The organism is Rhizobium sp. BK196, from assembly GCF_014193255.1.
Taxonomy (GTDB): Bacteria; Pseudomonadota; Alphaproteobacteria; order Rhizobiales; family Rhizobiaceae; genus Rhizobium.
On record NZ_JACHZB010000009.1, the window covers coordinates 263,922 to 276,197 of the forward strand.

A 12,276-nucleotide genomic window follows, 5' to 3' on the forward strand; every position below is an offset into this window, starting at 1 on the left:
TCAATCAATGGATGACGATCTTGATGTTAGCTTTGCGCAGCGCGGCTTCCACGGCAGCCGATGGACCGCCAAGGCCAGTAACAGGACTGCTGTAGAAATGCCACTCAACGGCTAAGCCTCGAGACACAATTTCTGCGTCCTTGGCGATCTGGTCGGCGATATCCGATGACATATTCACTCGACCGACCTTGGCTTCATTAGCAATACCGTTGGATAGCACATCCACGACACGCCTGCCGAGGTTGGTCCAGATCGAGGCCTGCGGCTCGCCGCCAAGAGTTTCTAGCAGGGCCTCTTGCCCAATCTTTCCCGTCGCGCCAATGCCGGATGACGGGAATGGCGAGGCTACCCGTGTCACGCTCTCGCGTGTCAAGGTGTAATAGTTGCCGGTCTTGTCAATGAAAATCTGGTTGCCGCTGGCATCGGCAGCGCCGCTGACCGGATTATACAATCCTCCTCGCGGTCCATCGACAGTCCCATCGGCATTGAGAGTGTAGCCCTTGGGAGGTGTAACCGGGCGAACAGCTGCTTCCGCAACTTCTCCCCACACGACTTTGATCTTCGATCCTATTGCGAGGTAAGCAAGCTCGGTTACCGTTGAGGAAGCGTAGTGGAGAGCTTGCCCCTTTGCGAAGCAACCGTCCGCCTGACCATGATCCTCGCAATAGCCGACGCCTGCAGCAACATCCATCAGCGTCATCTCGAACTGAGATGAATCGCTCGTCAGGTATCGCTCCAGGACCTGATAGGACAGGAGAGTCTGAGCCAGGGACATGCTAACCCCTAGCTCCTGCAATTCTACAACCTCAAGGTAAGCGAACTGCGGGTCGCCGACGAGGTCGCCCAGTAGGTTCACGACGCACTGGCTCGTGCGGCAGGCGCCAAGTTTCTGATCCTGCTCCTGATTGAGTTGTTCGTATTGGGCTGAAACCTGCGCCTTGCACTGTTCGGGATTGGCATCGCTGTCGCATCCCCTCAGCTTGTCGACGAGCTCATCACGCTGCTTGTGCGTCAAGAAGTTATAATTGATATTGTCGAGGGCCGTGGCCGCGCCCGTCTGACCGCCGACGGCAACCCCGACGATGGCGGCCACCCACTGGGTGATAGCGCTCTTCTGCTCCTCCGTAAGGTTGGGGTTGGCTTCCAACACATCCTGCAGCACGCCGTTGGCAATTTCGCTGAGCGCGCCGGCAAGAGCCCCGGTTCCGGCGTTTCCGCCCGCAAGCTTCGAGACGAGCGCACCTACGGCTGCATGGAGGGCAATTTTCTCCGGGCTGCCCTCGTCAAATCCTAGCTTGGTTGAAAGATCGCCGACCGCGATGTTCAGCAGTGCCGACAAGGCTGCTGCGCTCTCCTGCTTCGCCTTCAGCCTGTCTATGTCGAAGGCTTCGGCTTGCGTGTTGGCCTTCGACAGGTCCGTGTTGAGGGCGGCAAGGTCTTGAGGCTTGTTGGCGAGCGTCAACTGCCCGGAAGAGAGCGTCGCACGGGCGACGCCGTGGTCTTCCTCCTGCGCCGGCTGGCCGACGACCGGAACCGGAATGCCGCCGGGCGTCAGCCCTATGCCGTAGCTCGAGGTAGAGGCCTCGGAGCGGTTCTCGATATTCGACCAGGTGAGCGAGTTTGCCGTCAGATCGTTATTGGCGGGGGCTGCCGTCGAGCCAATGACGCCGCCGACGAGATCAACATTGTCGCCGACCGTGACATGATAGCCGCCGGGGCCGGCGATGATGCCGCTCTGCTCGCCGACATTGGCGTATTCGCCCTCGGTTCTCCCCTTCTGCGCCCCGCTGGAGAGACCGGAACCGGGTGCAAAGCCGATGCCGGCCCCAATCGTCTTTTCGTCATAGGTAGCGGTATCCTGGCGGCTGATGATGTTGAGATCGCCGCCGACCACCGTCGTCACTCGGTTGCCTGAGATCACGGCGCCGGCAAGCGTCGTATCGCCTCCCGACGCAGTCGTGACATTGCCGCTGCCGATGACATGGCTATTGATCTGGGTAACGCCGCGCGCCTGCTCCGTGCCCTTACCATAGCTTGCGTTGCCGGTAAGGCCGCCGCTTGCGAGATCGACGCCGATTGCAGCACCGGTCGATTGGCTGCTGGAGGACGAACTGCTCGTCGCTTCAGCGCTTTCAAGTTCGATGTTGCCACCGGCCGAAAGGAGCACGTTGCCGCCCTGCAGATATTCCGGCGAGCCTGTCGCGATCTGCACGCCGCGGCCGGTGATGTCGCCCGATTGAGCGGCCACCGTCACCGAACGGCCCGCCTCGATATTGGTGACGACAGGAATGCCGACCGAAGCGCTCTGTTCGCTTTTCGAGGCGTTGAAGCCGACCGTCAGCGAGGCAGAACCAAGGCCCGACTGCTGAAGACCGGCCCAGTCGGTGAGGCCTTGGATGTTTCTCAGGGCCTCGGTATTGATGCCGGTGAGAGCCTTGTAGGTCTGGTAGCCAGCAAGGGCTGCGGGTGCCAGTGCATAATCGCCGTTGGCGCCGCCAAGATCGCTGACGGCCGATGCTATTCCTTGTCCGGCGCTAACCAACCCGGAGGACACGTTGAGGCTGACGCCGGCAAAGAGCTCCTTGTGCATCTCCGAATAGTTGCTGACATCCTGGGCCGAGAGCAGATTGATATCGCGTTTTGCAAGGATGTTGGCATCGCGGCCGGCCTCGATCTGGGCGGCTTGCAGATTGGCATCGCGCCCGGCAGAGATCGTCACGTCTCGCCCTGCCGACAGGGTCGAGACGGCATTGGTCGAGGACGACTGCGCGGTCTTGTCCGTGGCGCTTCCGTAACCAATGCCGATCGAGGCACTGCCATTTCCGGCCGAGAAGGCAATGCCGAAACCAGAGCGCTTTTCCTCCTCCGAGGCCGAGCTGCTTTCGGCGCCGGGCGTGATGTTCACGTCGCGCGCGGCGTCAAGGACGATGTCCTGCTTCGCATTGATGCTGGAGCCGATGATGTTGACGTCGCTCTCGCGCGCCTTGAGCGTCACGTCCGTGCCGGCGGTCAGCGCCGAGGCGACATTGAGCTCTGAGGCCAGGCCCTTGTCCTTCTGTTCCTTGCCCCAGAGCGAAATGAAGCCGTCGCCGGAACCGGCGAACAGGCCGGACTTCTTCTTGCTGCTTTCGAGCTCGTGCTGCTCTTCGGCGCCGATGACGGAGACGCTGTCGCCTTCGACGCCGAGACTGCCGCCTGCCGTAACCTTCGAGCCCGCGATGAGCGCGTTGTCACCGGCCTTCAGGTTGACGTTGCCGGAGGCGGAAAGCTCGGAGGCAATCGTCGCCTCGTCATAGCTGTGGAGCTTCGAGCTCTTCTTGGACAGGAGACCTGTGCTCGATGAGGACTGATTGATCTCGGTCGTTTCTCTGCCTGATGCTATCAGCAGATCGCCGCCGGCATTCACATTGATGTCTGCCTTCTTGACCTCATCCCCGGCTGTCACCTTCGAGGCGGAAACGACGGTGTCGCCGCCAGAGGTGATCGATACCCCCGTTCCGCCGCTCACCGAAGATCCGACCAGCGTCTCAGTCTGCGCATGGCTGGTCTTCTTCTTGCCGCCGCCGAACAGGCCGCCCTTCTTCTTGTAGCTGTAGTCGGTCGTCGTGGTCTCGACCGCCTCGGCGATGGTCACGTCGCCGGTCGCCTTGAGGCCGACGGTTCCGGCTGCGGAAAGGTTGCTGCCGACGACATTGAGATTGCCGCCTGCGTCAGCTGCGATGGAGCCTCCCGCTGTGATCTGAGAGCCGGTCGCCGTCGTCTCGACAATGGTTGTCTTGCTGCGTCGGTCACGCTTCGTCCTGGTCGTCGTGTTGCCGACCGCGGCGATGTTGATATTGCCGTTCGTGCTCAGGGCGACATTGCCACCGGCCGCAACGGTCGAGCCCAGGAGGGTTAGATCGCCGGCGCCGCCGGCAAGCTTGAGGTCGCCGCCGGCCTTCACCCCGCCATTGCCGGAAACATACGTCTGCCCGCCGATCGACATCGTCTGGGCGGCAAGCGTAATGCCGTTGGCGGCATTGAGGTTCATGTTGCCGCCCGACAGAAACGCCCCCGTCGCCTTGATCGAGTTGGCGGCGATGGTAAGGCCGCCCGCTGCGGCGATTGCGCCCGAATTGGTGAGGTCGCCGACGTTCATGTCGACGCTGTTGCCGGCGATGGTGGCGCCGGAGGCCTTGATCCCGGCGCGATCAGCGGCAGAGAGGTAGACGACCGGCGCCAGCACCGTGACGCCGTCGACGATCTGCGGCTGGTAGACGACGATCGACTGCTTGAGATTGGCTGCCTGCTCGGGCGTCAGCGCTTGGCCGAAGGTAATGCCGTTCTCTTGCAGATAGGCGACACCGTTATCAAGCAGCGTCTTCATCTGCTCGGTGGCGTTGTTGCCGGGAATGAAGGAGCCCTTGCCGAGTCCATCGCCGACGAGCTGGCGCAGCTGGGTATCGATCAGCTGGTTGTCGAAATAGGCGTCACCGAGGAAGGGGACGGTGGTTTCCGGCTGGTAGCCGATGCGCTTTATGAAATAGCTCGAGCCGTAGAATGTCGAAACGTCGAGGAAGGCCGCTCGGCTCTCGAAGATGAAGGCCTGGCCCGGGATGGTGCCGCCGACGCCGCCCGATTGCGGCTTGGCAAGCGCTGCCAACTGCACCCAGCTGGCGTGCGGCATCTGGGAGAGGTTGCCGAGCGAAGCCGTAAGGCTCCCGTTGTTCCCGACGCTGCCAAGGGCGGCATTGACCGTGAACAGGGCGCCACCGGCCGTCATGCCGGCAAGGGCAGTGAGCGGGCTGCTCTGAGTTACCGGTGCACTGATCGTCGCCTGACCAGCGATCGAACCACCGGCGGCAGTGTTGTTGACGGCGGCAAAACCGCTTATGGCAAACGTTCCTCTCGACCGGATCGTCGCGGGGACGCCGCCGATCGCCGTCACGCTCTCGAGCGTGCTGCCTGGGTAGAGATCCTTCGAGGCATCGCGCCTGCCAAACGGGTTGGGTTCGTAGGTCGTGACCAGATAGCCATCGCCGTTGCCGCCGGTCTCGCCCGTATGCCGCTCCATCCACTCTTGCGCGACGAAGGTGGGATAATACTGGCAACCCGCGGCCCGGTCACAGTTCAGCGACACCGTGCGCTTCAGTTGCAAGCCAAGATTCGTCAGCGTGCCGGTGCCGGATACCGTCATGCTCGTGCCCGCCTCGATGGCACTATAGGCGTTGGTGAGATCGACGGTGTTGATCGAGAGTATCTCGCCGGCCTTGATCAGCGCCGCCGGGCTTCCATACGAAAGCACCCGATCCTCGGCAATGTCACGCCAAACGTGATGATCGGTGTCATCGATGATGTAGACCGTGCCGTTGTACTCGATTCCTCTGCTCGGGTCGCAGGTGTCGCAGACGCTTCCCTTAAGAGTGTCATAGGCAGTCACTGCCGTGCTCGAGATCAACTGGCTCGTGACGGTGGGCGCGACCGTTTTTTCGTTGCGCAGATTTGCGGTGGTGATCACCATGTTCCGGTCTGCGGAGATCAGGCCGGACCGGTTGATAACGGCAGCATTGCGGGCTCCACCGGCGCGGCCGGCGACTGTAAGATCGCGGCCGGCGACAACTGCGCCCTGATCGTTGGCAAGCACGCCTCCGACAAACAATGCCGCGTCGTTGCCGGCATAGATGAGGCCGGTGGCCGAGTTGGTCAGATTACCGCTGGTGTTGATCGTCAGGTTGTTGCGGGCGGCAAGCTGCCCGCTGTTGGACAGCGTCGGCAGGGTCAGCGTCAGGTCATGGTCCGCGAGCAGCGTCGTGGTGTTGTTTGCGGTCAGACTGCCGGCGGTAATGTCAATGTCGCCGGAGCCACCGGCGTTGGTGACCGTCTTCACCTTCGCGCCCGTCAGATCGGCCCGACCGCTGAGATCGAGCGTCAGTCCGCCGAGGACGAGGCTGCTTCCGGCCAGGTTCGCCGAAGTGCCGGTGACGGCAAGGGTGCCGCCCACGGCCAATTTGGATCCGCGCGATCCGGAAAGGTCAATTGCGTCGGTATCGATCCCCAGATTGCCGGCGACATTGCTGTTGTTGGTATAGCTGATGCTTCCCGAAGCCTTCAGCGAGGCGTTGGAAAGGCTCTGCAGCAGCGCGTAACTGATGCCGCCGCTTGCCGTGGCGGAAAGATTGCCGCCGGACAAGAGGCCATTGCCGGCGATAATGTCGCCGTTTGTCGCGGTGAGCGTCATCGTGCCCGACTGGGGGGGTGGCTGCGAGAGCATCAGGGCGCCGTTCGTCGCCGTCCGGGTGGCGGCGAAGTCCACACCCGACACCAGGCTTGCCGCTGAGATGGACCGGCCCTGCAGGCTCATATTGCCTGCCGCCATGGACTGGCCCGCAAGCCCAATCGCCCCACCCGCCTTCATCGTCAGATTCTGGTGGGATACGGCATTGGTGGCGATGCTGCCGCTTGCGGTGGCGTCAAGCGAACCGGCTGACAGCAGGTTGGTTGCGTTGATATTGCCGGCGGTCGCCGCGAGCGTGAGCGCACCGGCCGAACCCGCGACAATCGCAGGCGATTGCGCTGAGAGAACGACGCTGCCGTCCACGGACTGGCTGGTGGCAGCGAAGTCGACGCCGGAGACAAGCGTGCCTGCTGTGACGTTTGCGCCGGTGATATCGACATTGCCGGCTGCCAGCAGCGTGCCGCTGATGTCAGTGGCCGCGTTGACGGTGACATCTCCGTGACCGGTTACATCCGACGCTGTGAATGAGCCGCCTGTCACGTCGAGATTGCCTGCGACCAGGAGTGGTCCGGTCGCGGCACTCGTGGCGTTGATCGCCAGGTCACCCGCCGGGCCGATGACGACAGCGCCTGCCGAGGATTGCGCCATGGCATCAAAATCAACACCCGTGATCACCTGGCCGGTCGTGACCGCACCACCCGAGAGGGCGACGTCGTTGGCGCCAAGGATCTGACCGGTGGCGGTCAGGCTGGAGCTGCCGGAAAGAGCGATATCCTTGTGGCCGGTTACCGTTCCGACGTTGAGATTTGCTGCTGTGGCGGAAATGGAACCTGCCGCGAGCAGCGTGTTGATGGACAGGCTGCCGGCAGTTTGCAGGGTCATAGCGCCGGACGAGCCGAGCGTGAGACTGCCGCTATTGGCGGCGGTTGCCGCGAAATCGACGCCTGAGACGATGGCACCGGCCTGAATGTCCGAACCCGAAATCAGAATGTCGCCCGCGCCGAGAATCTGACCCGCGACATTGGTCGCGGCATTGACGGTGAGTGCTTTATGCGAGGTGATGGCACCGGCCGATAGTGAAGCCGCGGCGACCGTCAGGTCACTTGCAGACTGAATGCTTCCGGCCGTCATGCTTCCTGTTGCCGCGCTCGTGAGAGCGCCGGCTGACAAGAGATTGCCTGTCGCGATATTTCCACCGGTCGCCGTCAAGGCGAGGTCGCCGGTCGCGCCCAACATCACATTGCCGTTGGGATCCGCGCTCGTGGCCGCAATATCGATGCCTGAGACGACCATGCCGGTGGAGACCGAGCGGCCGCTGGCGCTGACATTGCCTTGCGCCAGCACATTACCGCCTATGGCGATGTCCAAGCCGGCGTTCAACGCGACGGTCTGGTTGCTGAGCAGCGAAGCGGCCGAGATCGAGCCGGACGTTGCCGTCAGATTAAGCTCACCGGCGCTGTTTGCAGCGCCAGCAATGGCGATATCTCCGGCGCCCGCGGAAAGCATTGCGGCTCCGTTGCCCGCCGTTACGCCGCCAGCGGCAATGCCGCTGCCGGCGCTCATCTGCACGGTCGTGCCGCTGTTGACGTCGCCGGACACGCTGAGCAGCCCGGTAGCGCTTCCAAGCAGGATATCGCCGTCGGCCGCGACAGACTGCAGCGTGATGCCCTGGTCGGCCTGAACAGCGACTTTCCGTTTCGAGGTGAGTTTGGCCGCTGTCACCTTCTGTTTCGAAGTGACGGTGACGCCATCACGCCCCGACGCATTCCCGATCGAGATCTTCCCGTCGGCCGACAACGTCAACTCGCCGGCATTGGCGGCCATGTCGCCGCTCATCTTGACGCCAGCACCCTTCTCGGTGACGACGACCTTGATGCGGTCTGCCTGCATGGCGCCGAGCGCGGTGCCGTCGATCGCATATTCCGGCGTGCCGGAGGTTGCCGTCAGTGCCGTCGACTCGCCGGTGGCGTAATCATATTTGCTGGCGCCGCCCGTCAGCCGGACCGTCTTGCCGTAGATCGGTGCGTTGACGTGAATGTTACGCGCAACCACATCGAACAGGTCGACCGAACCAGGCGCGGCTGCGAAGTTGCCACCGGCGCCGTCGAAGGTGACGTCGCCGCCATTGACAGTGAAGCCCGACAGTTGGCCGTCGGCGCCGATCGTGGGCACGCCGGTCGTCAGCGTGGCATGTGGCGTATTGATGAAACCGCAACCCGAACACGTGATCCCGTTCGGATTTGCGATGATGACGTCCGCGCGTCCACCGAACACTTCGGTCGCGCCGTTCAACGCCGAACGATTGCCGCTCGTTACCTCGTTCAAAATGACCGAGGCGGAACCGGACGTCTTCAGGTTCGGGTTGCCGGGGGTGACGCCACCGAGGTTTGACGCTCCGACTTCGCCATTGAAGTTGTTGAGGATCAGGCCCTGTGTGCCGACGTTGAAATCCGAAAATTTGTTATGAGACAGGCCAGAGCTGTTCGGCGTGACGATATCGATGAGCGGCACGCCATTCGGTGCCGCTCCGACGCCCGGTTGGTTGGCGGCGGGCGCCGTAGAGCTCGCCGAGACCGACTGAGCGTTGGCAATCGCCGGCTGCAGGAACAGGAGCGCACTGAGGGTCACGGCAAGTGACTGATGCCCGAGGCGTACCAGCCGATGAAGGAGACTGCTGGGGAGCCGCCGCAAGACGGTCCCTTCTTTCGACGATTTGCCGGATTCCTGCCTCGAACACTTGCCCACGGTACGCTCGCCTTTCTGAGGGTCGGGCTACGTCCGCGGATCTCGCGGAAAATCTAGCCTGCGTCTCGCCTCATTCCAGGCCGCGTCATGCGGCACATATTGACGATTTCTACTGGTGGAGTTGGTCGCAAACGTCAACGGCTACACGTATAAGGAGAGGAAAACAGGCGCAGTTCGTGTCGATTTGGTAAAGCCAAGGTGAATCTGAAATTGAAGATTACATCCTGTGCGGCGAGCACACGCACCGCGGACAGTTTCCTTGCGATCGTTTTCAGGTCCTGCTGCGCGACGACGGCGAACGACGCGCGATGACGGTGGCCGGTGGGATCAACAGCACAGTCCATCGACGGATGCGCCTGGTCCGACCGGCGCCGAGAATGGCAGCCGCGTCGGTGACCGGCGTTGCTGCGATAACAGCCGAAAGAGGTTGTCCCACTCACCAATGCAAGGAGGAACTGACAAAGAAAAGGCCGGCGTCATCCTTTTCGACTGTCCCGCCGAGCACATCCGAATAGCCGATTTCGAAATTGACATTGCCGCCTGCGAGCTTGGCGCCGAGCGTCCAGCCGAACATGTCGCCGCCGGCGATGCCGTAGCGGGCCTGGGAGGCGATCCGTCCGTAATCCACACCGAAATAGGGGCGCAACTCGCCGAATATCCTGGCAAGTTCCTGGTTGTCGGAAAATGGTTGGGTGCGCCAGACAAGATCGTTGCGCACGAAGAAGCCGTTATTGCCGAACAGCATGGTCTCGCGTGTGCCGCGCACGGAGGAATAACCGCCGACCGAGATCTGCTCGGCCCCGAACAGGTTGTCCGGGGAATATTGCCCGGTTACGATCGAGTTGATCTCAAAATGCTGACCAGCCAGTTCGAAGGGCTTCGTCGCCGAAATCGTGCCTGTGAATTTCGAAAAGCGCGGATTGGCATCAGCGGCTCCAGGATCGTCTCGCGCAACGGCGTCGAAGAGATCGAGCCCCTGACTGTAGGAAAGATCGAAAACCCAGAGACCACCCAGCATTCGGCGCGAATGGGAGATGCCGAGATCACCGACTGTGTATCGCCGGCTGCCAACTTCTATTCTGCTGCCGAGCAGGAAGTTGTTCGATTCCTTGTAGGTCAGACCGCTGTTGAAGGTGGTGATCGAATCCTTGTCGCGGAAGATCACCCGGTTGGCGCCGATTCCAACTTGTTTGGAATCGCCCGAGGTATCCAGTGATCCAAAATTGCCGGGAACGGAGCTATTGTATTCGTACCATGAGCCGTCGAGCGAGAACGTCCAGTAGCCGTAAGGCAGGCTGACGTTGCCGGAATAGCTGTTGCTGGTGCCGTGGCCGTCATCGGGCCAGGGATAGTCCGGGCCACTATGCTCGTAGCCGAGGTTCCACTGGTCGTTGATTCCAAAGAGGTTGTCGTAGCCGATCGAGGCCGAGGTCTTGGAGTATCCGGTCTGCTGCTGGCCGAGATTGTTGTTGCCAATGGAAAGATGCCAGGGATGGCTTGGTTCGTTCTCGATATTGAGGATCGACGTGCCGTCGCTGTTGCCCGGCAGCATCGCCGTCTTGGCATTGTTGGAGGTCAGTCGATTGATCTGGTCAAGGCCCTGCTCGATATCACGCAGATTGGTGACCTGACCGTTCATACCGGGAAAGGCCGTGGCAATCATACCGGAACCAGGTGCGGGTTTGCCGTTGACATAGATGTCGCCAAGCGTTCCTTCGATGGCAACGAGACGCAGTGTTTTGGTCTTGGCGATGTCCTGCGCAGGCACATAGACGCGAGCGCTCACGAAACCCTTGTCGAGATAGAGGTGGGTCAGGTCGCGCAGCAGCGCGTTGATGTCGCCGACCCCGATACAGCGGTTGGCGTAAGGCGCCGTAATCCTGCCAACGGCCGCAGCCGAGAACTGTTTGACGCCTTCGACCTCGACATGGGCGATATCAAAACAGGAGCCGACCGCGTTGCCGCTGGAGATGGCCGGCTGTTTGGCTTCAGCCGGAGGCGGCTGCGGCGTCATCTGGCCAAGGGACTTCAGGCGCTCCTGTTCGGCTTCCTGGGCGCGGCGCCGCTCGTAGTCGGCATTGGGTGTCTGGGCGGCGGCGATGGAGACAATGAACGTCGCCGCCAGCAGAGTGGCGATGGTCAAAAGAAGACAATCTGCGCCGAAGCCTACTTGTCGGGATGACATGAGCGTGTCCGGCCGGCCTTAGTTGGAAGCGGTCTTTTGCAGCGCGCCAAGCGCCGCCGACAACCCCTTCAGGGAAAATTTGATGTTGACCTTCTGGCCGTTCATCATCTCCAAGTGTCCGGTGCCATCCGCCGCCTTCGTCAGGGCCGACATCATCTTGTTGTCCAGCTTCTGCTGCGACCAGCAGCCCGCCTGGTTACAGTTGCGATAGGTAAGCTGCGCGACGCGCTTGTCGGCGGCGCTGATGCCCAGCCCCGCCGGCAGATACATGTTGAGCGGCACCAGTGCTGTCAGAACGAGTTCGCTTGCCTGCTGTTTGGCAGGTTTCTTGTTCGATGCGACCGTCGCATCAGTCGTTTTGGCGATCGCAAGCGTCAGAATGTTGACGTCCTGGTCGCCCTGTTTGACCGTGGCGACCTGCGCCACTTCACAATGAGCGGTGGCAGCACCGTCAGCAGCCTTGCCGTCGACGCAGCGATAGTACCAATCGTCGAACTTCTGCACGCGCGCCGGCTGAACCGGCTGCTGCGCACCTGCGGCGCCTAACGGTTGCTGGACATCCGGAACCGCGGGCACGGCGGCCGGTTGTTCCTCAGCTTGAATGGGGGTTGCGCAGAAGGCCGAGGAAATAAGGACCGCCGATACGAGGGTCCTGATTGAAAATGACGAAAACGTCATGCAACATCTTTCTGAAAGCAATGCCCTTCACCCGAGCGGGAAACCTGCTCTTCGATCAGATCTCAATCAATATCTGAAAAAGCACATGGCCCTCATGTGCTGCCGGTCATCGACTGAGGCAATCCATAGCAGACTCCCGTCAGTGCAACACTAAGTAGTCGGCGCGACGGAAGGGGACGCGCTCGTTTCTGAAGTTGCGTGCTTGTTTTGCAACACCTCTGGTTGCTCAAATCTCTTAGCGGCCTAACGAATAAAAAATGGATGTGACCCGCGCCACGATCGACTGGCGTTGAGTCCGCGCTGCCTCCTGTGGGCCAGCGAAGCTGTTGATTTACTTGCCGAGGAGAGGTTGTTGTAGGGTAAGCGGTGTTTTGACCCCACCTTCCGGATCAGCGCGTGATTGTTGATGTTGTTGCCGAACGAGGCTTCGACATATGACGGTTACAGGGTTTAC

The 12,276-nt window shown here is 61.5% G+C and carries 3 protein-coding genes; all 3 read right to left on the reverse strand.

Annotation, left to right across the window (positions count from 1 at the left end; genetic code table 11):
* Positions 1-4: 4 nt before the first annotated feature.
* The gene (locus FHT78_RS25730) at positions 5-8,905 is read right to left on the reverse strand and encodes a hemagglutinin repeat-containing protein (protein WP_183749371.1); all 8,901 of its coding nucleotides are present in this window, start codon (positions 8,903-8,905) and stop codon (positions 5-7) included.
* 490 nt (positions 8,906-9,395) lie between these two features.
* On the reverse strand, positions 9,396-11,144 hold the full coding sequence (locus FHT78_RS25735) for a ShlB/FhaC/HecB family hemolysin secretion/activation protein (RefSeq protein WP_183749372.1): 1,749 nt from the start codon (positions 11,142-11,144) through the stop codon (positions 9,396-9,398).
* Positions 11,145-11,162: 18 nt separating this feature from the next.
* Positions 11,163-11,822 carry an invasion associated locus B family protein gene (locus FHT78_RS25740; RefSeq protein ID WP_183749373.1) on the reverse strand — a complete coding sequence of 220 codons (660 nt, stop codon included), beginning with the start codon at positions 11,820-11,822 and terminating at the stop codon, positions 11,163-11,165.
* Positions 11,823-12,276: the final 454 nt, after the last annotated feature.